This is a genomic window from Nocardia sp. NPDC050630, assembly GCF_044457245.1.
Lineage (GTDB): Bacteria > Actinomycetota > Actinomycetes > Mycobacteriales > Mycobacteriaceae > Nocardia.
This window is the reverse complement of record NZ_JBITGN010000001.1, coordinates 1,445,795-1,471,371: the sequence shown is the minus strand read 5'-3', so window position 1 is coordinate 1,471,371 and position 25,577 is coordinate 1,445,795. Positions and strand designations below refer to the sequence as shown.

Genomic DNA, 25,577 nt, shown 5'->3' with positions numbered 1-25,577 from the left:
TCCGATCGGCAAACGGCACTACTCGCGCCGAACGTAGGTCGGAATCACGCTGCGGCGGAACCGGTCGACCGGAATTTGGGCGATCTCGTCAGCTGTCGCCGAAACACCTGGTATCCGCCACAACATGCCCGCCGCAACCGACCTGCTCCTGGGCTACCGCGCGTTTGTCCGTAGCGGTTCCCCGAACTCTCGCGCATTTCATGCCGCCGCTCGCCCACACTGGATCATAGGGACCGGTCGGTGCGAAAAGGTTGGCACAACGCGGTTGTGAACGTCCCGCAACGTGAACCGGCTATCCACTCGGCAGGGGATCTGCGCCCGGTGCCGTCTGACCATCCCCTCCGCGGTCAGACGGCGGCAACTGACGCGCGAGGACATCGGCAGTCGAGATGTTGTTACCATTTGGATGATAGACGCATCCGAATATGCATGACAACGCCGAACGAGGCACGATCGCCGCGCCACCAGCTACATCTGGGCCATTCGTAGCGCCGTGCGCAAGTATCGAACCGGTACGCTGCGCGGTGCCGCAGGAAGCAAGGGAACAGCGAAGGGACCGATGGTTCGTCTGACGAGGGCACAGCAGCAGGACGCCACCCGCAGAAAGGTGTTGGCCGCGGCCAAGTCCGAGTTCGCGCAGCGCGGATTCCGCGGCGCGACGGTCGACGGCATCGCCGAGCGCGCGGATATGACACGGGGGGCGGTCTATTCCAATTTTCCGGGCAAGCGGGCGCTATACCTCGCGGTGCTCGCACACGAAGCCGAACAGGCTCCCGCGACCGTCGGCGGCGCGAAGGCGGAGACGCCAGCCGCCGCGCTCGGCGCGTTCGCGAGTACCTGGCTCGAGCAACTGCCGCAGTCGAGCCAGTACGAGTACGGCGAGGACGAACAGTTCACCTCCCCCGCGCTCAGCGTCGATTTCGTACCCGAGGTGCTGATGAGCGAACAGATCCGGCGACCGTTCGCGCAGCTGCTGGCACTCGATGCGCTCCTGCTCGCGGTATCGCTGCGGGCGATCAGCCAACCGACATCGGCACCGCTGGAAAGTTTTATCGCCAGTGCCGAATCCGTGCTGACGATCCTGTACGGGACGACCCAGCTGTCCTACGTCGCACCCGAATTCACCGATCCGGCGCGCGCCATCGCGTTGTGCGAACAGGTCGCGCTACTCGGCGGTGTGAAGACGCCCAGCCCACCGCCCCCTATCGACGCGCAGGTCACGAGGGTCGACGAGCCCTGGGAACCGCCGAGTTGCATCGACCGCGTGCGCGCCGACTCGGCCAGGCTCGACGGCAACGGCCTGATCGCCATCGTCGGCATGCACCGGATCGCCACCATCGAAGCGGCACTGTCCATCTGGCCCGAGGACACCGATATCACGCTGGCACTGGTGAGCGATCGTCCTGCCGAACTCGGCCCGCTGGCAAGGCTGGCGATCGCCGATATCTGCCGGTCATTGCGCCACGCATTCCCGACCTCGGCGCTACCTCGGCTCCAGGTCGTCGTCGATGATGCCGGAACACTCGCTGCCGCATGTGGATTCGACCGGGTCGATGATAATTCCGAGTTCGCGGTCACCATCGAGAACGGCCGCATCACGACGCGGGCCGAGGGACGGGGCGCAGGCAAGGCCGCCGCTACCGCATACGCGAGTTCATCGACTGCGGACCGAGCGTGAGTCTTCCAGGGTGCCGAGCGTTTTCGCCAGCGCCTGACAGGCACCGGCGCCCGTGGCCCGCGCCACCACCCGTTCGCCATCGATGAAGACCGCGCTCTCGGTGTCGTCGTCGACGATATCGACCCCGCATGCGCGGGCGAGTTTGCCGGACTCGTCGAGCACCACCTGCATGCCGGGCACCGCGGGGCACGGAAATGCCGCGCGCAGGGACCGGCTGATATCGCTGACCGCGAGGCGAGCCAGCTGTGCCACCTCCCGCCCGTCGGCGGTAGCCATCGCGATCGTGGTGCGTCCTCCGCTGGGCTGGTCACGCAGGATATCCGCGATGGCGCCGAGCTTGTTCATGCCCAGCACAGCAACGACGTTCGAGCCCGAAAGGTCGGCTGCCACGGTATGGACGAGGTCGAGGCACGATGGTGGGGTCCACGGTTCGTCGACGCCAGCCACCGTGACGGTGTCCGCAGTAGCCCGCGTGGTGTCGTCGATCCGGTGCTGCACCATCTGCTCACATGCGGCGATCACTTTCGCTCGGTCCACGAATTCCGGTGCCACGAAAGATAATTGGGTAGCACCGTAGAGCAGGGTGATCACCGATTCGGCGATGCCGAGCCAACGTCCGGGCAGTAAGGTCCCACTGCCGCCGTCCAGGCCCGCGAGCGCCAGACCGAGGAGGATAGCGTCCAGTTTGATCAGCTGCACGAACGAGCCGCGCAGACATTCGTCGACGACGAGTTCGGGGATGAGGTCGTGCGCCAGCATCGGAGAGCGCAGCTGCGAGAGGCCGCCCACCGGATAGTTTGCCGAACCGGGGAGCCGGTCGACCCAGGTCCGGGCGAATCGGCCGATGGCCGCTACCGGCGTCTGAGCGGGGCGACCATCCAGCAGTTCCGGCGCCCGTTCGGCTTCCGCGGCCAGCACGGCCAGGTACAACGCCCGCTTACCAGCGAAGTTGGAGTACACCGCACCGCGGGTGAGCTCCGCGCGCTCGGCGATGTCATCCACCGTCGCCCCGCGAAAACCGCGTTCGGCGAATTCCGCTTTGGCAGCCGCTAGGACCCGGTCGCGATTGCGTTGCTGCAATGCGGCTCTGCTCTGACGACCCATCGGTTCTCCACCAACCGTTCTGTTCGTTTACAGATGCGCATACCATCCAAATGTTGATACCATCTCAATGCTACGTGCGACGAGTACGAGCGAGGCGGGCATCGAAGGACGGGTAGTGGGCATTACCAGGTACGAATCCGGGTCGCGAACCGCGGCCACGGTGCTCGATGAGGCCAGGCGTCTGGTCGAGCCCGCATACCGTTCCTCCCTGGACCGCATTGCCCCACCGATCCGAATGATCGTCGGCTACCACGCCGGCTGGTTGGACGCCACGGGGCGGCCGAGCAAACAGGTCGGCAAGTCGATCCGTCCGGCACTGGTACTCGCCTCCGCCAAAGCCGTGGCGGCCGCGGAGCCGCCACAGGGGGTCACCGAGGCCGTCGCGGTCGAACTCGTGCACGATTTTTCCTTGCTGCAGGACGATCTGACCGACGGCGACGAGCAGCGGCGCAACCGCCGCTCGGCCTGGTCGGTCTTCGGCGAACGCGGCGCCCAGCTCGCGGGAGATGCGCTACTTGCCATGGCGATCAACGAGATGGTCGGCCGCCCCGGCATCACGCTGCTGTCGAAAGCCCTCGACGCGCTATGCAATGAACAGTGCTCGGATATCGAGCCCGAACAGCACGAGACCGTCGACGAATCCCTCGCGGTGATCGAATCGAAGACCGCGGCGCTGTTGTCCTGCGCCTGCGAGATGGGCGCGATCGCCGGTGGCGCCGACCCCGCACAAGCCAGAGCACTGGCCGAATTCGGACACCATCTCGGCATCGCCTTCCAATTGATCGACGATATGCTCGGCATCTGGGGAAAAGCGAGCATGACCGGTAAGCCGCTGTACCCCGACCTCGCCAACCGCAGGAAATCACCACCGATCGCGCGCGCCCTGGATTCAACCGGCCCCACCGCGGAGGCGCTGCGCGAGTTGTATCGAGCTGCCGGACGAGATGCCGAAACGCTGCACCGGATCGCCTGCCTGATCGAACTCACCGGAGCACGCGAGTGGGCGCAGCGGGAAGCCCGGCGACAGCTCGATGCCGCGATGGACTGCCTGACGGAAGTATCCGCCAGCAATGCCACCGAGGACCTTCGACTACTCGCGGAGATGATGACGAGCAGGTCCGCATGAAGAACTCGATCGAGTCGATCCCGCTAGCTCCGAACACTGTCCCGATTCTTGGTCACGGCTTCCGATTTCTCACCGACCCGATCGGATTTCTGTCCTCACTCCCCACCCACGGCCGCCTGAGCCGAGTCCAACTGGGTCCACTGCCCGTCGTGGTGGTCTGCGATCCCGAGTTGGCCCGGGTGGTACTGCTCGACGACCGCACATTCGACCGCGGCGGACCACTCTACGATCGCTCCCGCGAGGTCGCGGGGGACGGCATCGGAACCTGTCCGCACAGCAGGCACCGCCGACAGCGCCGCCTGAGTCAACCCGCGTTCCAACCGGGGCGTCTCCCGGGATACTCCGAGGCCATGATCGACTCGATCGAAGACGTGATCGGTTCCTGGCAAGACGGGCAGCGAATCCAGCTCGGCGCGGAAATGTCGAAACTCACTGTCCGGGTGGCCGTTCGGACGATGTTCTCCTCGTCGTTTCCGGAGACCTCGGTCCAGCAGGTCGCCGACGATTTCACGACCATTGCCGGGAGCATATTCCGGCGGATGGTGCTGCCACCGGTCCTCAATCGGCTGCCCACACCGGCGAACCGGCGCTACTACCAGGCGCGCAACCGGCTGCGGGCGGTGGCCGCCGCACTCATCGAACAGCGGCGAGCCGACAATCGCGACCACGGCGATCTACTGTCCTCACTGATGCGCGCCCGCGATCCGGACTCGACCGGAGCGCAGGTCGCGATGAGCGACGAGGAACTGATCGATCAGGTGTTCACCTTTCTGTTCGCGGGTGCGGAAACCACCGCGAGCACATTGACCTGGGCGCTGTATCTGCTCGGACAAAATCCGGAGCTACGACGGCAGGTGCAGCAGGAGGTCGACACCGTGCTCAGCGATAGAACGGCCCACTACCAGGACCTGGCGAACCTGCCGGTGGTCAATCGGGTAGTGACCGAAACGCTGCGGCTGTATCCGGCCGGATGGTTGCTCACGCGGGTGGTTTCGACGGACACCACCCTCGACGGCGTCCCCCTTCCGGCGGGCACGACCGTCGCGGTCAGTCCGCACGTCATTCATCGGCGCGATGAAATCTATGAGCGGGCAGGCGAATTCATGCCCGATCGCTGGATCGGCGTGGAGCCGGACCGAACGCTGTTCATATCCTTCGGTGCTGGTGCACGACGCTGCATCGGTGACCAATTCGGATTGGTCGAGGCCAGTTTGGCACTGGCGACGATCATGGCACGCTGGCATGTCGCCGCGCTGTCGACTCGGCCGGTATCGGTGTCACTCGCGCAACTGCCCGCACCGACGAAACTCGGTATGCGGGTGTGGCGTCGAGATCCAGTGGCAGTCAATATGTCCGCATCGGAGCCCGGGTAGGTCGATATGGCGGCACCCGCCGAAGCGCCCGCGTGCCGCAGGGTCGGCACGCTGACCAGCGGTCTATTGCGTGAGCTCAACATCTGCTGGTCGTTCAGCGCAGGCGACCTGACGGCAACCGTAGTGCCCGCGACGACCTTCGCCGTCGCGGCTTGGATGAGCACTCGGGCCGGTATCGCGTCACTACCACTGGTGTTGGCCGAATGTCTGGTCTATTTCTGGCTTTACATCTACACCTTCAACCTTTCCAACCAGCTGACCGGAATCGAGGAGGATCGCCGCAATAAGCCGCACCGGCCGCTCGTCGTCGGACTCGTCACCCCGCAAGGTGCCAAGTGGCGGCTGGTGTGGGTCACGGCCGCCTTCCTCGCGCTGGGTGCGGCACTGCAGGTCCTGGCATGGACGGTGCTCTGGATTGCGGCGTGGGCCTTCCACAATCACCTCGGCGGCGCCCGCGCATTGTGGGGCAAGAATGCCGCTATGGTCGCGGGCACGATCGCCCAACTCGCGGCTGCCTGGCAGATCGTGACTCCCTTGACTCCGGCGGCCTGGACCTGGATCGCGGCGATCGCCATACCACTGAGTGTGCTGGTATCCCTGCAAGATCTGCGCGATATCGATGGTGATCTGGCTGTCGGAAGACGCACCGCGGCCGTGGTTTTCGGCGAGGTGGCCTGCCGCCGGTTCTTCGCGGCCGCATTCGTGATCTATCCGATTGCCATGCATTTCCTCGTCTATCGCAACGCTGCGACCGTCACGGCACTGATCGGGGCGGCCGCTGCGCTGCTGTCCTTCGTCATCGCCTACCGCGTGCTGCGGTGGCGCGATCGCCGTGCCGATCACACGACCTACCTCCTCTACACCTACTGGTACTGCTTGACTCTGGCCAGCGCGGTCTTCGCCTTTGGAACGTGAATCATGATCATCGGCAGGACGCGCCCGCGGGCGTATTTCGATGACCATTGGGGTCATTCACATGGGCGTCGGTCACCGGTTGGGCCAGGCCCCAACTTCGCAGTAAATGGTGGGCAACATGAGTGGGGCCTCGCATACTTGCGTCTATAGGGGTTACCGCCGACCCGAGCTGTTCGAACCGGCCGACGAGAAGTGCATGAGTTGGTTACCGACATCATCGATGTGGGCGCGGAATTCACCATCGCCCGGCAAGCGCTCTGGGATCTGCTGCTCGAGCCGCAGACCTATCCACGGTTATTCGCCGGCATCGGCGGTTGCGAACGCGTGGAGTCCCGTACCGACGACGGCATTCTGGAAGTGCGGGTCGGCACGCCGGAATCCGGAATTCGCACCCATCAGGTGCGGTTCCGAGTGTGTCGCTGGTATGAGAGCTTCGAATTGGAGTGCCTGGGCACCGGCAGTTTCGCCTCGGTGCGCCTGCGCGGCGACGAGAAGCGCACCAAGATTGTCATCACCCTGTTCGCACCGGCTCGGATGCACCCATCGTTGCCGGAGCAGTCCAATGACGCGGTGATGGCCTGGGTCAACTGCGGATTACAGCACGCGGTCGATGTCATATCCGGCGCGCACACCTCGGTGGTGGTCAATGCCGAGAATTCACCGCTGCGGCGGCAGGTGGGTGTGGCCAAGCAGATCATGAGCACTGGTGTCGCGCGGCCCACCGATCCCGCGACGAGCATCAAACAGGTTCGCTCCCTGGCGAAATGGGGATTCAATCTCGCGGGCGGGTATGCGGCGGGCGCTGCGCATTCGCCGGATCGGATCGCTGTTGTCGACGACTTCGGTACCCGCACCTTCGTTCAGCTGCACGAGCGCACGAACGCGCTGGCCGGGGCGATGGCCACCCTCGGACTCGCCTCCGGTGACGCGGTCGGGCTGCTGTCGCGCAACCATGCGGGCATGGTCGAAACCATAGTCGCCGCCGGAAAACTCGGGGTCGACGTCGCGCTGCTGAATGCCGGGTTGTCCGGGCGGCGCATCGAAGAAATCGTGCAGCGCCACCGGCTTTCGGCGCTGTTCGTCGATGGCGATCTGGAGCAGCTGGTCCGCTACCTGCATGCCGATCTGCGCCGCATCAATACCGACGGCCGCCCGCCGATACCCGGGCGATCCACCATCGACGACCTGATCGCCATGGGGCAGTGCGAATTTCGCATGCCAACCCAACCCGGCAGGCTGATCGTGCTGACCTCGGGAACCAGCGGAACCCCGAAAGGCGCGCGGCGCCCCCATCCGAAGGGTTTCGGCACCATCGCCGCGCTGCTGTCGCGGATTCCGCTTACGATGGATGCGGCGATGCTCATCCCCGCCCCGCTGTTCCACACCTGGGGGCTGGCCGGGCTGCAGCTCAGTACGGCGCTGCGTGCGACGGTGGTGCTGCCGGAACGGTTCGATGCGCAGGATTGCCTGCGCCTGGTGGCCGAACACCGAGTCGAGAGCATGATCGTCGTGCCGACAATGGTGAATCGCATCCTCGACCTGCCCACCTCGGTGCGTGCTCGCTATGACACGTCCAGTCTGCGCACCGTGATCAGCTGCGGTGCGCCGCTGGCGGGGGCGACGGTCCTGCGGTTCATGGACACGTATGGCGAGATCCTCTACAACGTCTACGGTTCCACCGAGGTCTCCTGGGCCACCATCGCGACCCCCGATGATCTGCGCACCGCACCGACCACCGCGGGCCGGCCGCCGCTCGGCACCAAGGTCGCGGTGCTGGGTCCGGATCAACGTCCCGTTCCGATCGGTGTCCCCGGGCATATCTTCGTCGGCAACCACATGCTGTTCGACGGCTATGTGAATTCGGCACCACCTGCCGAAGCCGACGGCATGCTCGACACCGGGGACCTCGGCTATCTCGATGTCGCGGGCCGTATGTTCATTGCGGGACGCGATGACGAGATGATCATCTCCGGCGGTGAGAATGTATTCCCGCGGCCGGTCGAGGAGGCACTTGCACATCTGCCGCAGGTCAGTGAGGTCGCCGTGGTCGGCGTCCCGGATTCCGAATTCGGGCAGCGCCTGGCCGCCTTCGTGGTGAAACGCGAAGGCGCAGGGCTGGATTCGGATATGATCCGATCATATATTCGCAACCGGCTCAGCCGTTTTTCCGTACCGCGCGATGTCACCTTCCTCACCGCACTCCCCCGCGGCGAGACCGGGAAGATCCTCAAACGGCTGCTCATCGGATCCGAACCCGGCGAACCGTCTCCGCTAGGCACTTCCGGCTCAGCCTGAAACTATGCGGATTCCCGCGACGGTGCTGGCAACGCCAGGGTCGGAACCGCCATGGCAATCGACACGACCGCAATGGCGGCCAGCATGACCACGCTGCCGTCCAGGGTATGGGTACGGAAGAACACCACGCCGAGCAGCGCCAGCCCGACCGCATTGCCGATCTGCTCGATGGTGGGCAGCTGCCCCGATGCCTCGGCCATTTGGCGCTGCTCCAATCCCGCCAACATCAGTGGTTGTAGTTGCACGCCGAACAGCCCGACCCCGAATCCCGCGATGAAGACCGGGCCGAGCGCCAGCGCGAGATTCAGCTCGCCTGCGGTGAGCCGCAGATATGCCGCACCGATCGCCACACAGCATCCATACATCGCGATGCCGAATGCGAGTGCTCTTACTCCCCAGCGCTTTACGAGAAGCACCGAGGCGAGTGCGCCAGCGCCCGCACCCAGCGCGAACGGTGTCATCGCTGCACCGGTGCGGAGTGCGGACCAGTGCAGTTCGTCCTGCAGTGTGATCGATACGGTGAATACGAATGCGGTGAACAGGCCGAAGAAACTCGCCACCAGTGCCGCACCGATGGCGAAACCGCGATCGGCGAACAGATCCAGGCGCACCAGCGGACTGCCGCCACGCCGAACCAGGCTGCGCTCATAGGCGAAGAACACCGCACCGAGCGCGAAGGCCGCGGCGATTACCCCGAAAGGCCATGGCCGCCAACCGTTCTGCTGAATATCGGCGAGGGCGGCGAGCAGGGCGAACAGGCTCACCGTTGACAAAGCTACCCCGCCCAGGTCGAGGCGATCGCGTTGCGGTGGCCTGCCGAGGTGCAGATATCGGAGGCCGAGGACGAAGGCGAGCACGCCGATGGGCAGATTCATCAGGAATATCGAATGCCAACCCAGTCCGGCGATATCGGCGGTGACAAGGGCACCACCGAGGATCGGGCCGAGCATTCCGGCGAATCCGGCGGTCGCGCCATAGAGCGCGAATACCTGTTGGTGTCGAGTCGGTGGGAAGCTCGCGATGAGGATGGCGATCGTCTGTGCCGCCATCCCGGCGCCCGCGACGCCCTGGACAATTCTCGCGGTTACCAATTCTGTTGCGCTGGTCGACATTCCACACCACACCGAGGCAGCGGTGAACGCGGTGACCGACACCAGGAATACGGTGCGGCGACCGAAGATCGCGCCGATGCGCGCCGCGGTCAGCAGGGTGCACGCGAAGGCCAGCGAATAGCCGGAGACGACCAGCACCTGTGCCGATTGCGAGGCCCCCAGATCGGTGGTAAGCGTCGGCAGTGCGGTATTGACGATGGTCACATCGATCATCTGCATGAAGACCGCGATAAGGCAACCAGCGAAGGCGAGCCACGCGCCGAATCCACCGCTCGCCCGCTCGTCGGATCGTCGTGTCCCGATCTCCGTCATTGCTGACCCTTCCGAACGCGGGCAATCGAACGCGATGACGGTAACGAACAATCCGACCGCTACCGCGGGTCAGCGACCGAAGACTCCGTCAACACACAAGCCGACCGTCAGCCATGTTGTGAACCGGCCCAAGTCGAGGCTCGTCCTGGTCGGTTCAGGCCGACAAATCCGTCGACTCGGCTCGTGCCATTTTCACCAGCATGTCGTGCAATTCCTTCGCCAACTTCCCCGCCCGATCCCCGTGCAGCGCGAAATCGGTGAACGCATCGAGCAGGGCGAGGCTCGGATCCAGCGGGTTGTAGGCGAGATCGGCACTACCACGCAGGGATTCGGTGATCAGGCGGCGCTGCGCCTCGTGCCGGGCCCGGAAGTCGCCCGCGACATCGAGCGCACAACCGAACTCGCGCACAACCGCGGCGTACACCGGGCGATCGGCATTGCGCCGCCGCCGCAACCACCTGCGCGGCCGTGCATTCCCGGCCTCCGGAACCAGAGTCGCCAAGGCCCCACCGTCGAGCACCATCCAAATCGCCGACGAATCCGACTGCGGCAGCGCCCGAGACGCCCCGCACATCGCGGGCGCGCTATCGTCCGGATCGGTAATCTGTATGCCACGCAAGGCAATCGGGTACCTGGTGAGCATATCGTCGACCGCTGCTGTCACCTCCCGGACAACATAGGTGTCGACATTCGGCCCATCGAATCCGATGACGTCCAGACCATGCTGCGCCGCCAACTCGACAGCGGTCGTCGGTGTCACCGAATCGACGGAATCCGCACTGGGGCGTGACATCTCGACATCTGGATATGCCGGAAATCGCATCGCCCCGAATTCCTGAACGTAGACCGGCAGCGGCCCCGTCTCCGGTTCGAACCCCTCCCCCGGCGGCCGAACCACCTCGGATTCTCGAACATAGACCGGCAGCGGCCCTGCCCCGGGTGGTTGAACGTCGACCGGCAGCGATTCCGCGTCGAGTTCTCGAACATGCGCCGACTCCAGCACTGCCTCCGGCCCAGGAATGTCTGTCGGTAGCACCACGGCCGTGGGCTCAGCAGCACCCGCTGACAAAGCCACCGCTTCGGATGTCTCGCTATCCATGAGCGGTCGTGCCGTTTCGGGTTCCCAAAGGTAGGTCGGTTGCGGCACAGACTCGGGTACCCGAACGTCCGCTGGCAACAGCACCGCTTCAGGCATCTCGATATCCACCAGCGCACGTCCCGACTCGCGTTCCGAAGCATTAGCCGGTAGCGGCGGCCCAAAAACATCCACCGCCCGCGGCAGAGGCCCGTGTTCGCGAATACCCGCTGGTAGCACCTCCACCCCGGGCGCTGATGGCGACACAACCTCGGCCGCCTCAGTATCGACCGACAGTTGCTCCGACTCGGGTTCCCGAGCGCAGATCGGCAATGGCGGTTCCTCGACGGTCGCGGGTAGCGCCACCCCCTCGGGCTCCGCCATATCCGCTGGCAACGGCACTGCCCCTACCGCCTCGGTGTCCACCTGCGGATGCACCGATTCGGGATCCGAGATGTCAGCAGCTGGCGGCAGGGCCTCGAACCCCCGAAGATCCCCGGATTGCGCCTCCGTCGCTGGCTTTGCGACATCAGCCAGCAACGGCACCCCCGCCGGGGCCGCCATATCCAGCACTGTGCATACCGGCGTGAGTTCCGAACCATCGGCCCGCCGCGACACTGCGTCCGGTTCCCGGATATCTGCTGGTAGCGCCACCGCCGGGGGCTCGGCAGCATCCGGCGATGGCGGCGCGCCCCCGGGCTCGCCAACCTCCACTGGCCGCTGCTTGGCCGTCGCGAATTCCCCGACATCGACCGGCAGAGGTGCGGCCCGGCGTTCGTCGAGATCCATCGGTGGCGAAACCACCTCCGGCTCTTGGGTATCCGGCGACTGTCGAATCCCCTCCGGATTCTTGGTGTCGTCCCCGCTGATCGGGTCCGAGACGGCGAAGGGTTCCCGAATATTTGTCGGTGGCGCCACCGCTCCGCGCTCGGCTGCATCCGCAAGCAACGGCACAGTCGCGGGAACCTCAATATCCACCCGCGCCTCGGGCTCCGAGATGTCGGCCCGTTGCGGAATTGCCTCCGCCTCTCCAGAATCCGTGAGTTGTGCCTGCGCCGTTGGCTTCGCGACTTCAGCCAGTAGCGGCACCCGCGCCGGCGCCTCAACATCCGCTGGTTGTTCTACCGTCTCGGGTTCACGAACATCGACTGGCAGAAGTGGAGTCGGGCGCGTCCCAATATCCATCGGCGCCATTACTGCGACGGGCTCCGAAACATCCGACAACAGGGGCGGAGGATCTGGCGGCCGAAGATTTACCGGTGGTGAAACTACGTTCGACGATTGAACATCCGTCGGTCGAATCGCCCCCGGTTTTGCGGTGCTCGGCCGACCAGCCGCTGCCGACACGGCCGGGTCGGGGCCAGCGTAGTCCGTGGTGGATCGGCGGGCCGGGGTTCGCTGGATTATCGAGGGGATTGGCGGCGCGAGTGGCAGTGGTTCGGACGCGGTGGATTTGGAAGTCTCTGCGGGCGCATTTGGTCTGGCTGGGCGCGGGCGGACCGTGCGTTGGGACCACGGAGTGTCCACCGTGCGACGCGACCACGGAGTCGGGGCGGGCTCGCGCACGAGTAGGCGGTGTCGACTGGCGGTGGGTCGGTCTGCCGTCGGTTGACCTGATGCAATGTTCGGGCGCATCGCCGCAGATCTGATATCCGAATGCACCGCAACATTCGGAACGTCCGAGGGCGCCGCAACAGGCGCGCCATCCGACTGCGCCGCCGCGAATGCGGCGTCTGACCGTACTTTCGCCGATGCACCGACCGAATGGTCAGCCGACGCCGTCTCCGAACGCAACTCCGCGGATGGCACCTCTGAGCGCACCTTCGCCGACGCCACTCCCGAGCGCATCTTCGCAGATGCACCGACCGAAGACCGCTCAGCCGACCCCGCCTCCGGCTGCACCTTCCCAGATGCCACGTCCGAGCGCTCCTCAGCCGACGCCACGCCCGAACGCACCTCTTCGGACACACCGACCGTCTCCACTTCCGCGAATTCGATCGCGGCCTTCAATTCGACGACGGTTCGGTTGGCTTCGGCGATGAGGCGTTCCAACCTGGCGACCATCGCCCGCAGTTCGCCCGGGTCGAACCGCGACCGCTGATTCACCGAGGTCTCCTGCTGTGTCGTTACCGCGGTCAGGTGCAACCGGGTGTGCTGACCCGTAACCACGCTCCGATTCGCGAGGACCCGAGTACGGACAGTGGCACAGTCAATTTTCACTCAGGTCGTCAAACCTCCCGAGATTGGGAAGTCCACACCTTGCCCGGCTCGGCCGCTTGGGGCAGGGTGCATCGGTCGAACTCAGCGGGCGCCGCCACCTCCGATCAGCCATGGGTTGAAGCTGCAGTCCAGGTTCGAATGGTGCGCAGGATCAAGGGCCTCGAGGGCGATAGAAGCCGCTCGCGGTGAATACATCATGGTCAGGTGGTCGGACAGATCCTGTTCGCAGCCGTCCTGCAGCGTGATGTTGTCGACCGTGGCATCGGTCCCCGCCTGCAGGAAAGTCCAGTTGTAGGGATTGGTGACCTCGTCGTAGCGCGACCCGACGACCGTGTAATCGACACCGGGCACGGTATCGCCGTTCGCGTTCAACCGCGCATAGAACGAAGACCCCACCGCCTGTTCGATATTCGACAGCCCCACGATCGGCTCGTAGAAACCGAGGATATTCACACCGAGGTTATTGATGGCCCGCCCCAGCAAGGCGATGCCCAACAACGACGTGCCGTGGTGTGTCGCACCGAAAGTGACCAGCTTGCCGACCTTATCGGCACCCCCGTCGAATTTCAGGTACTGATTGGCCACCGTCCCACCCTGCGAATGACCAACGATATCGACCTTGTCCGCCCCGGTGGTCGCGCGCACCCGCTCCACGAAATCCGCCAGCTGCCGGGAGGATTCGGCCATCGGCCCGACCCCGTAGCGACCGGGCAGCAACGCACCGATTCCGCCGCCGTCCATCAGTCCCGATCGCCCGAAGTTGAACGCGAATACGCAGAATCCCGCGCGCGCCAATTGCGGCGAGAGATAGGCGAAGGTGTCGAAAGCATTGAGCCAGGTGCCATGCAAGAGCACCACCGGGTTCGGATGTTCGGCACTCGGCTTGCAGTCCCACCGGTTCGCACCCGCGGGCGCAGCGTCAGGATGCGTGAGACCGTATCCGAAAGCCGCAAGAGCGGCGGTGATTTCGGGCCCTTCACCGACGGTATTGGATGCGATGCTCTTGGCCCAGCCCGATCCACTTCCGGTATCCACGATCGCCTGCGGCTGCCGCCCGTCCGGAGCCGGCGCCAGCCCCGCGTTGATCTGCTCGACAAGGAATTGCTGATCGGATTCCGCGGGCTCCGCGCCCGCCGTACCGACTCCCAGCCCATGCGCCACGGCCAGTCCAGCGATGAGGGCGGCACCCGCGAAGGCACGGCACCCGCGTTGCTTCATTGCAAACATTTCGTACTTCCCATCCCGATCGGTTCCGCGTCACCTCGGTCGCTATGCCATGGGTCACAGATCGATCGAAATGTGATGGCCGCCATTGCAATTACGCGGTACTCGAAATCTAGGACGGTCATTAGTCCACGTCACTACACGGCAGGACGAATAAACTCCGCACCGGTTTGTCGTCGACGACAAAGTTCTGGTTGAGAAAACCGAAACGTTGAAGTGCCCACTGTCGTCGGCAACAATCGGCGCATGGCAATCGCTGCGACCTCGGCCACTCGAGACGCTCCATTGGTGACCCGACTACTGACCCGGTGGCCGCAGATCTCCGAGCGCATGCTCGCCGATGGCCTCGGCGCGACCCCGCCCGCGACCGATCTGCCCGAAGGACATTTCACCGCGGAGGTGCTGCCCGCCATCTACGCCTGCGGCCGCGCCGTATTGCAGGCCATCGGCGCAGACCGCGAATTCACTGCGGCCGAGGTCGCGGCCTTCGTGGCACCGGTCGCCGAGCGGCATGCCGAAGACCGCTTTCCGCTGTCGATCCTGATAGCGGCAATCCATGGTTCGGCGCAGTCGGTGCTTGCCGAAGCGGCCGCACTTGCGTCACCCGAGGAAATGGCCGACCTGGTTCGGGTCGGCTCACGCCTGCTCGATCTGCTGAAGCACATCAATATCATCGTCGTCGAGACCTACACGGCCGTCGAACAATCCATCTACAACGCCGAGCGGGAAGCCCGCCGCGAACTGTGCTCGGCACTGCTGCTCGGCCAACCCGCCGACGAACAGGCCGCACGCGCCGATACCCCACTCAGCGAGCGCTATACGGTGCTCGGCATCCATATCGATTCCGACGACCAGCCCACCTCGGTCGCCGATCTATTGGCCCGGCGACGGATACGGATCCTGCATCGCATCCTCGATACGATCAGTAACGGCACCGCACTGGTGACCTTCGATGGGGCCACCGGAATCGCCTTGCTCCCAGCGTATTCCGAGGAACCGGAGCCGACCCGACATGCCGGGCTGGCGGCCGAACTGGCCGAACAATTCGGCGCGGCAGCACATCTGGCCGAATGCCCGGCGATCCCGCGCGCCGAACTGCCCGATGCCGCGACGGAAGTGGCCGAACTCGCAACGCTCGCGCGCCTACTCGGCCGCCCGACCGGGACCTACCGACTCGACGATCTACTGCTCGAATACCAGCTCACCCGACCGGGCCACGCCCGCGACCGGCTGGCCGAGCGGATCATCCCGCTGCTGGGCAATCCCCATCTCCTGGAGGCATTGGAGGCACACCTGCGCTACGGCTCCGACCGCAAGGCCGCCGCGGCACGACTCCATGTGCACCCCAACACCTTCAGCTATCGACTGCGCCGCATCGCCGAACTCACCGGCATCGATCCCACCGACCCGAACAACTCGCGCCTGCTCGCCGCATCACTGACCATCCAGCGCACACACCAGCCCGATCCCCAGCGGTAAGACGTTCAGGCGCCGATCCGGGCCACCGTTTCGGCGACTCGCTCCAGGTGATCGGTCATCGCCGCACGCGCGGCCTCCGGCGCACCGGCCTCGATGGCTCGCACGATGGCCTCGTGTTCGCGGTCGGAGTCGGTGCGGCGGTCCTGGGTCAGGTTCAAGAACTCCGATTGCACGTCCAGCGCACGCCGGGTGTCCGCGACCATGGCGGTCAGCATCGTATTGCCACTGGCGGCCGCGATCGCGGTATGCAATTCGCCGTCGTAGCGCACCCATTCGTGCGCGTCCGGTGCCGTGGCCAGCTTGTCCAGGATCTCGAACAACTGGCGCACCTGCTCCGGCGTGCGGCGCTCGGCGGCGAATCCGGCGGCCGGGATTTCGACGAGCCGGCGCGCCTCGATCAGGTCGCCGGCGCCGACGCCCGCGAAGGTCGGCTGGGTATCGGCGTTCTTGGAGACGATGAAAGTGCCTCGGCCGGTGTGGGTTTCGGTGAGTCCGAGGATGGCGCAAGCATGTAGCGCTTCACGGACCACGGGCCGACTCACCCCGAACTGCTTGGCCAGCGCCAACTCCGCGGGCAGGCGATCCCCCACCGCGTAATCGTCGCTCTGGATGAGGCTCTTCAGCCGACGAAAGACCGCTTCGGTGGCGCCGATGCGCTGCACATACCCTTCCTCGACCGTCACGCGACCCAGTATGGCATTGACAGCCGCTGTGACCCCCATTACAGTCAACCTGTCTTACAGCCAGACAGCCTTACTTCTCAAGGGCTGGATCCGGCCCATGGAAGGTTTTCGATGCAACACCACGACCAACAGTCGATCGCCACCCCTACCCCCGCGCCGCGGATCGATATCGGGGACCTCGGCTACCAGAAGCGGCTGCGCAAGCGCCATATGCAGATGATCGCGATCGGCGGATCGATCGGCACCGGACTCTTCCTCGGCGCCAGCGGCCGAATGTCGCTGGCAGGGCCGTCCCTGGCCCTCGTCTACATCGTGTGCGGAATCTTCACGTTCATGGTGGTGCGTGCCCTCGGCGAGCTCGTCATGTACCGGCCTTCGTCCGGGGCGTTCGTGTCCTATGCCCGCGAATTCCTCGGTGAACGCGGTGCGTACTCGGTCGGCTGGCTGTACTTCCTCAACTGGTCGACCACGCTCGTCGCCGATATCACGGCGGTCGCGCTCTACGCGCACTTCTGGTCGTTCCTCGTCCCCGTGCCGCAGTGGGTACTGGCACTGATCGCGCTGATGGTCGTCGTCGCGCTCAATGTGATGTCGGTGCGACTGTTCGGCGAACTCGAATTCTGGTTCGCCCTGGTCAAGGTCGGGACCATTGTCGTATTCATGGTGCTGGCCATCGGATTCATCGTCACCGGCACCTCGGTCGGCGGGAACGATCCCGGCCTCTCGACGATCACCGATCACGGCGGACTGTTCCCCCGCGGTCTGGCACCGATGCTCACCATCGCGCTCGGTGTGGTGTTCGCCTTCGGCGGCACCGAGATGATCGGAGTCGCCGCGGGTGAAGCCGACAACCCCAGGCTGGTGGTACCGCGCGCGGTGAACTCCATCATGTGGCGGATCATCCTGTTCTACGCGGGCTCGGTCATCCTGTTCACGCTGCTGCTGCCATGGACGGCCTACTCCGCCAGTGAAAGTCCGTTCGTCACGGTGATGAGTTCCATCGGCATTCCGCACGCCGGTGACGTCATGAATCTGGTGGTGCTCACTGCGGCGATGTCCAGCCTGAATGCCGGGCTCTACGCGACCGGCCGCACCCTGCGGTCGATGGCGGTGGCCGGTACGGCACCGCGTTTCGCGCAGCGGATGAACCGCAATGGCGCACCATACGGCGGCATTCTGATCACCAGCGTGGTCGGCATCGCGGGAGTGGTGCTCAACCTGGTCATGCCGCAGAAGGCCTTCGAGATCGTGCTGAATCTCGCCGGACTCGGCATTGTCGGCACCTGGGCGTCGATCATGATCTGCCACTGGATCTTCGTGCGTCGAGCCGAGCAGGGGCACTACCAACGGCCCGCCTTCCGGCTGCCCTTCGCGCCGGTGCTCAATATTCTCACCCTCGGCTTCCTGCTCGCGGTGATCGTGCTGATGTTCTTCGACGACGAGATCGGACGCATCACGCTGGCGGCGTTCCTGCTGGTCATCGCCGCGATGGTGGTGGGTTGGTTCCGCGTGCGCGGACGGTTGGAACCCGACGTGCTCGCCCCGGTGGAGGGCACCGGCAGCGGATCGGAGATCTCGTGACCTCGGTCGCTACCGCGCAACGCGTTTCGCGGATCAGTGTCGACATTCTCTACACCGGCGGCACATTCGGGATGGTCGATCACGGTGACGGACTGCGCCCGCGAAAGGGCCTCGGCACCGAAATCGCGGAGGTCATCGCACGATTCGAGCGCGAGAACGGCATCGCGGTTCGGTTCGACTACACCGAACTCGAGCAGATCATCGACAGCTCCGATGCCGGGCCCGATACCGCCCGCCGGATCGCCGAACGGGTCCGGTCCGCGGTTGCGCAGCGGCGTCCGGACGGGGTCGTCGTCGTGCACGGCACCGACACGATGGCCTATATCGGCGCTCGAATGGCATTCGAGCTGCGCGATATCGGGGTCCCCGTCGTGCTGACCGGGGCGCAGATCCCGCTGGGCCTGCCTGGTAGCGACGCACGGAGCAACCTGACGCTCGCGTTGAACAGCATTGCCGCCCCATTGGTTTCCGCGACATTCATCGCCTTCGGCAAGTCGCTGCATCCCGCCGTGCGCGCGAGCAAACGCGCCTGCGACGACTACGACGGATTCACCACGGTCCAGGAATGCACACCACCGATCTCGCCGCCCCGGCTGCCGGAAATTCACTCGCGCCCCGACAGCATGCCGGTCGGCTTGTTCACCGTCTTTCCGGGTATGCATCCGGACCTGCTCGACGCGGCACTGCGTCACTATCGGGGCGGACTTGTGCTCGAATGCTACGGCTCGGGCACGTTACCGCTGCACGGTTCGGCAACGGTTCAGGCCATCCGTACGGCCACCTCACGGGGAACGCCCGTGGTCGTCATCACCCATTGTGACAGCGGCACAGTCGATCTCGACCGATATCAACCCGGCCGTGCCATGCGCGACGCCGGTGCCATCGGTGGCGGCGATATGACCAGAGAGGCGGCACTCGCGAAACTCGGCTACTTGGTCGACCTCGGGCTGTCCGGTAGCGAGTTGCACCGGTGGATGACGACGAACCTCCTGGGCGAACTATCGAATCCTCCTGCAACACAGCCGATACCGCACACATCCAACTGAAGAGGAATCCGATGACCGAAAGCACGCGCACCGAACGCGATTCCCTGGGCACCCGCGCGGTACCGCGCGAGGCCTACTGGGGCGTCCACACCGCCCGCGCACTGGACAATTTCGCTATCACCGGCGACCGCATCGGCAACTATCCGGCCCTGATCACCGCGCTCGCCGCGGTCAAACAGGCCGCCTGCCGCGCAAACCGGGACCTCGGCCTACTCGACGCCCGCCGTGCCGAGGCCATCGATTCGGCCTGCGACGAGATCCGCGGTGGCGCAATGCACGACCAGTTCCCCATCGATCCCATTCAGGGCGGTGCCGGTACCTCGACGAATATGAATGCCAACGAGGTCATCGCCAACCGCGCGCTGGAGCTGCTCGGCCACGACCGCGGCAGCTACACCGAACTGGACCCCCTCGACCATGTGAATCTGGGCCAGTCCACCAATGACGTCTACCCGACCGCGGTGAAACTCGCCATCGTGCACCATATCCACGATCTGGTCGCGGCATTGGGCCGACTGGCGACCGAATTCGACAGCAAGGCAATCGAATTCGCCGACGTCATCAAGATGGGCCGCACCCAGCTCCAGGATGCTGTACCCATGACGCTCGGGCAGGAGTTCGGCACCTTCGCGATCATGGTGCGCGAGGACCGCGCCCGCCTCTGCGAGGGCACCGCGCTGCTGCGCGAATGCAATCTCGGCGGCACCGCGATCGGCACCGGAATCAACGGCCATCCCGATTATCCGGCGCTGGCCTGCACTCATCTCGCCGAAATCACTCGGATTCCGGTGACATCGGCCGCCGACCTCATCGAAGCCACTCAGGATTGCGGCGCGTTTGTGCAGATCTCCGGCATCGTCAAGCGCGTCGCGGTCAAACTGTCCAAGATCTGCAACGACCTGCGGCTCATGTCCTCGGGACCGACGACCGGTCTGGGGGAAATCTCTCTTCCCCCAGTACAAGCCGGGTCATCGATCATGCCCGGCAAGGTCAATCCGGTCATCCCGGAGGTCGTCAACCAGGTCGCCTTCGCGGCCATCGGCAACGATATGACCGTCACCATGGCCGCCGAGGCGGGCCAACTCCAGCTCAACGCCTTCGAGCCGATCATCGCCTACAGCCTGCTCCGCACCACCGCACACCTCACCGCTGCTATCGACACGCTCGCGACCAGATGCGTAGCGGGCATCACCGCCCATCGCGAGCACCTGGAACAGGGCGTGCGCCACTCCATCGGCATCGTCACCGCCCTCGCCCCTGTCATCGGCTACGCTGCCAGCGCCCGAATCGCCAAGCAGGCCTTGCACACCGGCCGTCCGGTCGAAGAAATCGCCATCGAGCTCGGCCTGTTGCCAGCCGAAACCGTGAAATCCCTACTGGCACCGCACCGTCTTGCCGGACTGCCCACTCCGGCGACCAAAGCTGCTGTGGCCCAGTAGGGGCGCGGCATCGGGTCTACGCTTCGACATCCAACACGCCGGACACGCCGACGTCGGCGTGGCGACATAGATCTGCGCACCAATTGGGCTAACATAGCAGCGCTGTGCGACGTGGCGGCGTTCGCGCAGCGAACGGGGAAGGAACTCGCCCGGCAACACATTGTGTTGCCGGGCGGGTTAAAAAGTACCCGCCACATGGCCGCTCGATCCCGAAGGTTCAGCGCGCTGGTGTAAAACGCCGCAACCTCGCCGCGCAGAATCGAAACCCGCTTCGCCTGAGGACACTTCGAACCAGCGAACGAAGTTCGCTCGATACTCGCCGACGAATTGCTGGGCACCCCAGGTCTTTCCGTACATGATCTTGGCAGCGTGCTCTAGCATCACGACACAGCAGACTCCGATCGAGCCCGCCGACGGCGCGACGACAGCGCGAAGCGGGGCCAACGCCGCAGCACGATGTCGGACAGCAGTCCGGCCTGAACCGACTCCCGAAAGGTGCTGCGGGAGCCGATATTCGGACAAATCGGCATGTGCTACTCCCCGCCGGAAGGACCGTCGCGCACATGCAAGAATCGTCCGCGATGATCACCTATCTTGAAGCGACTGTTATCGGTGCGGTGCAGGGGGTCACCGAGCTGTTCCCGATCTCCAGCCTCGGTCACTCCGTGCTGATCGCCGCATGGGTGGGAGGTGATTGGCGGAAGTTATTGGTGCAGAACGACTCCGGTGCTGGCAATCCCTATCTGGCATTCGTGGTCGCGCTACACGTGGCGACCGCTGTGGCGTTGCTCGGGTATTACTGGCGCGACTGGTGCTCGATAGTCGCCGGTTTCGTCACGTCGCTGCGCACCCGGCGCCTCGATACCGTTCCGCAGCGATTGGCGTGGCTGATAGTGATCGCCTCCACGCCGGTCGCCATCCTCGGGCCGCTGCTCGTGCATCCGCTGCACGCACTGTTCGAGGGGCCGATCGACGCGGCCATTTTCCTGACTCTCAATGGCGTCGTACTGGTAATCGGTGAGGGACTGCGCCGACGCAACGAGCCGACGCTGGCCGAATACGGGCGACGTTTCGCCCTCACCGCCACATCACATCCAGCCCGCCAAACCGACCGGCGGCTGGCAGCTCTCGGCAAGCGCGATGCCGTCGGCATCGGATTCGCCCAAGCCGGCGCCCTGCTGACCGGATTCAGCCGCGCGGGCCTGACCATGGTCGGCGGATTGTGGCGCGGTCTCGAACACACGCACGCGGCCAAATTCGCCTTCCTGCTTGCCACTCCGGCAATCCTGGGCGCCGGTATCGTGGAAATACCAGAGCTGTTCGGACCGGAAACCGACGGCATCCGAGGACCGGTTCTGGTCGGCGCGATCGTGTCCGGGACGTCGTCCTGGCTGGCAGTTCGCTATCTCGAGCGGCACTTCCAGACTCGCACCCTGCTACCGTTCGCGACGTACTCACTGGTCGTTGGACTGCTCTCGATCATCCACTTCAGCTGAATCCAGCTTCGACAAACAGGTTTCGAACTCAGATGACAACACCGGCATATGACGAATTCGGACTGTTCGCCGAGAATGCGGCCGAGGCGGGGCTGGCCTGGTCCGGCCAGCCACAGGTGCAGCGGTTCTCGATCGACATCGGCTCCGGTCGCCACGTCAGCGGTCTGCGCTGGGGTGACGGCGAGCCGGAATTGGTGCTCCTGCATGGTGGCGCACAGAATGCGCACACCTGGGACACCGTGGCGCTGGCGCTGGATCGCCCCCTCGTCGCCCTCGACCTGCCCGGCCACGGCCATTCCGACTGGTGGCCAGATCATCTGTACACGCCACACCGGCTGGCCGATGCGGTCGCCGTCGCCGTGGAAACCGTGGCGCCGCACGCGCAGGCGGTCGTCGGCATGTCCCTCGGTGGACTCACCGCACTGAGACTGGCCGCGCACCGCCCCGACCTGGTGCGCCGCCTGATAGTTGTGGACGTCACTCCGGGCACCGGCGACAACCCGAACAAGACCGCGGCGATAGTCGCATTCGTCAACGGCCCCACCGACTTCGGCTCCTTCGAGGAGATTCTGGAACGTACCGTCGCACACAATCCGGGCCGGTCGGTCCAGTCGCTGCGGCGCGGAATTCTCCACAATGCGCGCCAGCGGGATGACGGCCGCTGGATCTGGCGCTACGACCGGCTCCGCCCCACTGCCGACGGATCGCTCGACTTCGGCCTTTTGTGGGACGACGTATCCGCCGTACAGGCACCACTGCTGCTCGTACGCGGCGCACGCTCACCGGTCGTCGATGACGCCGACGTCGCGGAACTGCTCGGCCGCCGCCCCGACGCACAGGTCGCGATCGTCGACGGCGCCGGACACTCGGTCCAGGGCGACCGCCCCCTCGAACTCGCGGCCCTCATTCGCGATTTCGCCTCCCCCACTGAATGAACTACCTCGGGTTCGACCCCGCACTGTCGGGTATTTCTGTGCCGCCGATATCGTTACCGGCGCGCCGATCGGGCGAACGCGGCGTTCAAGCGGTTCAGGAAGGGATTGCGTGGCCGGGCGTCGGCGGCGTGCAGCGCCTCGGTGAGCAGGCTGATGGGTTCGGTACAGGTGGTGTAGCGGGCGCCCGGATCCTTTGCGAGCGAACGGTGCACGATCGTGTCGACCTCGGGTGGGATCCAGTGTCGGCGCGCGGAGATATCGGGCGGCGGGTCGTGCAAGTGGGCCTGCGCGGTGGCCATGAGGTTTCCGCGGGGGAACGGCGGGCGGCCGGTGAGCAGTTCGATCGCCGTGCAGATCAGCGCGTACTGGTCCGTCGCCGGGCATACCGCGCCTGCCTGCAACAGCTCCGGCGCGGCATACGGCACAGAGACGACGACGAAACCATTACTCGCCAAGGGCGGTTCCGGCTGGTGCAGCCATCGGGCCTGGTCGAAATCCGATAGTTTCACCGTCGCGGGATCGTCCACACCGACCAATAGATTCGCCGGTTTGACGTCGAGATGGACTATGTCGTTGGCGTGCACGAAATCCAAACCCGCCGCGACCCGACCCAGCACATGCAGCACCCGCCCCAGGTCCGGATGTCGGTGCGGCATCGGCACCAATATCGAACCCGTTGTGCCGGCGACGTACTCGTGCGCCGACCACAGCCTGCCGTCGGTTTCACCATGCGTGTACATCCGCACGATATTGGGATGCCGCAGCACCGAGAGGATGTCGAACTCGTGCACGAATCGCGCACGCGCCTCGGGCGACCGGCTGTCCTCGGGGCTCAGAATTTTGAGCGAAACCGGCCGCGATCGCTCCGGATCCTCGGCCAGATACACATCACTGCTACCGCCATGACCAAGCCGAGCCTGCACAACGAATCCAGCAAACCGGTCATTCGGTTCCAGTACCACCGCCATACCGTAGTTCGCCCACGCCCGGCATCGGCGGCGCAACCTCTCGCTGCTGGGAAATCGGGTGCGGTCAGTCCTTGGGTATGCGCTCGCGCAGGGGGCAGCAGAATGTGATCGACCGTGGCGGCACTGGTCGATGTCACTCGTCGAGCAGACGCCATGCCGTGAGTGCGAGCCTGGCCCGGAGCAGTCCGGTGGGTTCGGCCATTTCGATACCCGTCATCTTTTCGATTTGTTCGAGGCGGCGGGCGACGCTGCTGTGGTGCAGGTGCAGCAACTCGGCCGCCCGACGCAGCGAGCCGGTGACACAGTAGGCATCGAGTGTCTCGAGATCCTCCGAGCTGCTCGCCATTCGGGCGATCGCGGCGACATCGGCGTTGTCGCGCACGGCGTCCTGGGGTACCTCCGCGAGCAAGGCCAACGCCCCGAGGTCGTCGTAGTGGACGATCGGGCTGCGCGCGGTGGCGAAGCGCAGTGCGATGCGGGCTTGCCGCCAGGACCTGTCGGGCCGATCTGCCGCCGCGGTGCCCGCGCGTACGCCTGCTGGGAACCCGGTCGGGTCCACCGTGGTGGCCAGGATGACGCCAGCGTCGGCCAGCGATGCCGCCTTCACCGGACGGGCCGGACAGATCAGACCACCGACCTGGTCGAGCGGAAGCTGGGACCGGACTGCCACGACGCGCACCGGCATGTCGGCGGCAAAACCCAAGAGCCGCAATGCCCGAGCCCGGGCCGCCTCATCACCGTCGGCGCTGATCACCAGCTCGACCAGGGCAGGATCGGCCATGGTCGTGCGCGCCGGGCCGTACCGCTCGATGACCGCGGCCGCCGCGATGGCGAGCCGCTCCAACAGCAATTCATCGAGCGAGCGGGAGATATCGGTGCGTTCCAGCCACACCGTGCCGATCTCCTCCTCGTCGAGGACGATCGGTCCCGTGGTGGACACGGACGGGGGCGGACCCGGCACTTCCCGGCCGTCGGGTGCGAATCGGATCACTCGGCCCGTGCCGTGCAGCCGAATCCCGGTCACACATTCGGCCAGGACCGCCGAGGCTCGGGCCAGCGCCGGGAGATCCACCCGTCGGCGCATCAGGGTGTCGTAGAACATCACGACACGCAGCGCACCCTCCACTTCCACATCCAACTGCGACAATCGGACCACCAAGGCATCCATGTCTGGAGGCTAACCGCAATTCGTCCGGTGAGATCCCGGAGTCGAGCCACCGTGGATCACCGACGAAGTAGAAGTACCCGCGGCGCAGTTGCCACGGCCACCCCGCCCGGAAGTAGGCGGACCAGCCCGGCGTACTGGATCGAGTTCGCGCACTGCGCCGGTCCCTTCGGCGACCCGCGCGTCCGCCTGCGGCGACGCGGATGGGGTCGGGCGTACGCGCGATGCCGTCGCTCCCGTCAGCGGGAACTATCCCCGGCCACCGCGGGCCGCCCGGACCGCCGCTGTGCGGCACCGGATGTGTCCGGGTTCGACCCATTTGCGGTGTTGGTGCGTATATCGCTCGGCCAG

General features: G+C 65.3%; 19 protein-coding genes. 12 read left to right on the top strand and 7 right to left on the bottom strand.

What is annotated here, in order from left to right; genetic code table 11:
- Positions 1-559: 559 nt before the first annotated feature.
- Entirely contained in the window at positions 560-1,678 is a 1,119-nt protein-coding gene (locus ACIBG0_RS06130) for a TetR/AcrR family transcriptional regulator (RefSeq protein ID WP_397029704.1), read from the top strand.
- Here the strand turns inward: ACIBG0_RS06130 and ACIBG0_RS06125 are convergent.
- Positions 1,655-2,782, bottom strand: a complete 1,128-nt coding sequence (locus ACIBG0_RS06125) for a TetR/AcrR family transcriptional regulator (protein WP_397029702.1) — start codon at positions 2,780-2,782, stop codon at positions 1,655-1,657. The two genes, ACIBG0_RS06130 and ACIBG0_RS06125, sit on opposite strands and share 24 nt — an antisense overlap.
- A gap of 115 nt (positions 2,783-2,897) precedes the next feature.
- Between ACIBG0_RS06125 and ACIBG0_RS06120 the strand changes: the two genes are divergently transcribed.
- The 4 genes from ACIBG0_RS06120 to ACIBG0_RS06105 all read left to right on the top strand — a co-directional run bounded on the left by ACIBG0_RS06120 (position 2,898) and on the right by ACIBG0_RS06105 (position 8,491).
- Positions 2,898-3,908, top strand: coding sequence for a polyprenyl synthetase family protein (locus ACIBG0_RS06120; protein WP_397029700.1), 1,011 nt, complete (start codon positions 2,898-2,900; stop codon positions 3,906-3,908).
- Positions 3,905-5,281, top strand: a complete 1,377-nt coding sequence (locus tag ACIBG0_RS06115) for a cytochrome P450 (RefSeq protein ID WP_397029698.1) — start codon at positions 3,905-3,907, stop codon at positions 5,279-5,281. Before ACIBG0_RS06120 ends, ACIBG0_RS06115 begins: the two co-directional genes overlap by 4 nt.
- Before the next feature lie 6 nt (positions 5,282-5,287).
- The gene (locus tag ACIBG0_RS06110) at positions 5,288-6,196 is read left to right on the top strand and encodes a UbiA family prenyltransferase (protein ID WP_397029696.1); all 909 of its coding nucleotides are present in this window, start codon (positions 5,288-5,290) and stop codon (positions 6,194-6,196) included.
- Between the two features lie 201 nt (positions 6,197-6,397).
- Positions 6,398-8,491, top strand: coding sequence for an AMP-binding protein (locus ACIBG0_RS06105; RefSeq protein ID WP_397029694.1), 2,094 nt, complete (start codon positions 6,398-6,400; stop codon positions 8,489-8,491).
- A gap of 2 nt (positions 8,492-8,493) precedes the next feature.
- Here the strand turns inward: ACIBG0_RS06105 and ACIBG0_RS06100 are convergent, their stop codons facing one another.
- Positions 8,494-9,915 carry an MFS transporter gene (locus tag ACIBG0_RS06100; protein WP_397029692.1) on the bottom strand — a complete coding sequence of 474 codons (1,422 nt, stop codon included), beginning with the start codon at positions 9,913-9,915 and terminating at the stop codon, positions 8,494-8,496.
- Between the two features lie 154 nt (positions 9,916-10,069).
- A complete protein-coding gene (locus ACIBG0_RS06095) occupies positions 10,070-12,079 on the bottom strand; it encodes a hypothetical protein (protein WP_397029690.1) in 2,010 nt (669 codons plus the stop codon).
- A 532-nt stretch (positions 12,080-12,611) separates the two neighbouring features.
- Between ACIBG0_RS06095 and ACIBG0_RS06090 the strand changes: the two genes are divergently transcribed.
- Positions 12,612-13,091: a hypothetical protein gene (locus ACIBG0_RS06090; RefSeq protein ID WP_397029688.1), complete on the top strand. Its 480-nt coding sequence runs from the start codon at positions 12,612-12,614 to the stop codon at positions 13,089-13,091.
- A gap of 200 nt (positions 13,092-13,291) precedes the next feature.
- On the opposite strand, the gene ACIBG0_RS06085 is transcribed toward ACIBG0_RS06090, so the two are convergent.
- Positions 13,292-14,428, bottom strand: a complete 1,137-nt coding sequence (locus ACIBG0_RS06085) for an esterase/lipase family protein (protein ID WP_397029686.1) — start codon at positions 14,426-14,428, stop codon at positions 13,292-13,294.
- Between the two features lie 252 nt (positions 14,429-14,680).
- Here ACIBG0_RS06085 and ACIBG0_RS06080 point away from each other — a divergent pair, with 252 nt between their 5' ends.
- Positions 14,681-15,913 carry a PucR family transcriptional regulator gene (locus ACIBG0_RS06080; RefSeq protein WP_397029684.1) on the top strand — a complete coding sequence of 411 codons (1,233 nt, stop codon included), beginning with the start codon at positions 14,681-14,683 and terminating at the stop codon, positions 15,911-15,913.
- 5 nt (positions 15,914-15,918) lie between these two features.
- Here ACIBG0_RS06080 and ACIBG0_RS06075 read toward each other — a convergent pair whose 3' ends face one another.
- Positions 15,919-16,596, bottom strand: coding sequence for a FadR/GntR family transcriptional regulator (locus ACIBG0_RS06075; RefSeq protein ID WP_397029683.1), 678 nt, complete (start codon positions 16,594-16,596; stop codon positions 15,919-15,921).
- A gap of 111 nt (positions 16,597-16,707) precedes the next feature.
- Here ACIBG0_RS06075 and ACIBG0_RS06070 point away from each other — a divergent pair, with 111 nt between their 5' ends.
- The 5 genes from ACIBG0_RS06070 to ACIBG0_RS06050 all read left to right on the top strand — a co-directional run bounded on the left by ACIBG0_RS06070 (position 16,708) and on the right by ACIBG0_RS06050 (position 23,093).
- Positions 16,708-18,177 carry an amino acid permease gene (locus tag ACIBG0_RS06070; protein WP_397029681.1) on the top strand — a complete coding sequence of 490 codons (1,470 nt, stop codon included), beginning with the start codon at positions 16,708-16,710 and terminating at the stop codon, positions 18,175-18,177.
- Positions 18,174-19,223, top strand: a complete 1,050-nt coding sequence (locus tag ACIBG0_RS06065) for an asparaginase (RefSeq protein WP_397029679.1) — start codon at positions 18,174-18,176, stop codon at positions 19,221-19,223. The genes ACIBG0_RS06070 and ACIBG0_RS06065 overlap by 4 nt, the downstream gene beginning before the upstream one ends.
- A gap of 11 nt (positions 19,224-19,234) precedes the next feature.
- A complete protein-coding gene (locus ACIBG0_RS06060) occupies positions 19,235-20,662 on the top strand; it encodes an aspartate ammonia-lyase (protein ID WP_397029677.1) in 1,428 nt (475 codons plus the stop codon).
- A gap of 563 nt (positions 20,663-21,225) precedes the next feature.
- A complete protein-coding gene (locus ACIBG0_RS06055; RefSeq protein WP_397029674.1) occupies positions 21,226-22,158 on the top strand; it encodes an undecaprenyl-diphosphate phosphatase in 933 nt (310 codons plus the stop codon).
- A gap of 32 nt (positions 22,159-22,190) precedes the next feature.
- On the top strand, positions 22,191-23,093 hold the full coding sequence (locus ACIBG0_RS06050) for an alpha/beta fold hydrolase (RefSeq protein ID WP_397029672.1): 903 nt from the start codon (positions 22,191-22,193) through the stop codon (positions 23,091-23,093).
- 53 nt (positions 23,094-23,146) lie between these two features.
- Here the strand turns inward: ACIBG0_RS06050 and ACIBG0_RS06045 are convergent, their stop codons facing one another.
- Positions 23,147-24,055 (bottom strand): serine/threonine-protein kinase, encoded by a 909-nt coding sequence (locus ACIBG0_RS06045; protein ID WP_397029670.1) that lies wholly within the window; start codon positions 24,053-24,055, stop codon positions 23,147-23,149.
- Positions 24,056-24,194: 139 nt separating this feature from the next.
- The gene (locus ACIBG0_RS06040) at positions 24,195-25,229 is read right to left on the bottom strand and encodes a PucR family transcriptional regulator (protein WP_397029668.1); all 1,035 of its coding nucleotides are present in this window, start codon (positions 25,227-25,229) and stop codon (positions 24,195-24,197) included.
- Positions 25,230-25,577: the final 348 nt, after the last annotated feature.

What these genes read in the sequence shown, in the direction of transcription:
- ACIBG0_RS06130 (WP_397029704.1), top strand. Translation starts at nt 560, where the DNA reads ATGGTTCGTCTGACGAGGGCACAGCAGCAGGACGCCACCCGCAGAAAG.
- ACIBG0_RS06125 (WP_397029702.1), bottom strand. Translation starts at nt 2,782, where the DNA reads ATGGGTCGTCAGAGCAGAGCCGCATTGCAGCAACGCAATCGCGACCGG.
- ACIBG0_RS06115 (WP_397029698.1), top strand. Translation starts at nt 3,905, where the DNA reads ATGAAGAACTCGATCGAGTCGATCCCGCTAGCTCCGAACACTGTCCCG.
- ACIBG0_RS06110 (WP_397029696.1), top strand. Translation starts at nt 5,288, where the DNA reads ATGGCGGCACCCGCCGAAGCGCCCGCGTGCCGCAGGGTCGGCACGCTG.
- ACIBG0_RS06100 (WP_397029692.1), bottom strand. Translation starts at nt 9,915, where the DNA reads ATGACGGAGATCGGGACACGACGATCCGACGAGCGGGCGAGCGGTGGA.
- ACIBG0_RS06090 (WP_397029688.1), top strand. Translation starts at nt 12,612, where the DNA reads ATGTTCGGGCGCATCGCCGCAGATCTGATATCCGAATGCACCGCAACA.
- ACIBG0_RS06085 (WP_397029686.1), bottom strand. Translation starts at nt 14,428, where the DNA reads ATGAAGCAACGCGGGTGCCGTGCCTTCGCGGGTGCCGCCCTCATCGCT.
- ACIBG0_RS06080 (WP_397029684.1), top strand. Translation starts at nt 14,681, where the DNA reads ATGGCAATCGCTGCGACCTCGGCCACTCGAGACGCTCCATTGGTGACC.
- ACIBG0_RS06070 (WP_397029681.1), top strand. Translation starts at nt 16,708, where the DNA reads ATGCAACACCACGACCAACAGTCGATCGCCACCCCTACCCCCGCGCCG.
- ACIBG0_RS06060 (WP_397029677.1), top strand. Translation starts at nt 19,235, where the DNA reads ATGACCGAAAGCACGCGCACCGAACGCGATTCCCTGGGCACCCGCGCG.
- ACIBG0_RS06055 (WP_397029674.1), top strand. Translation starts at nt 21,226, where the DNA reads ATGCAAGAATCGTCCGCGATGATCACCTATCTTGAAGCGACTGTTATC.
- ACIBG0_RS06050 (WP_397029672.1), top strand. Translation starts at nt 22,191, where the DNA reads ATGACAACACCGGCATATGACGAATTCGGACTGTTCGCCGAGAATGCG.
- ACIBG0_RS06040 (WP_397029668.1), bottom strand. Translation starts at nt 25,229, where the DNA reads ATGGATGCCTTGGTGGTCCGATTGTCGCAGTTGGATGTGGAAGTGGAG.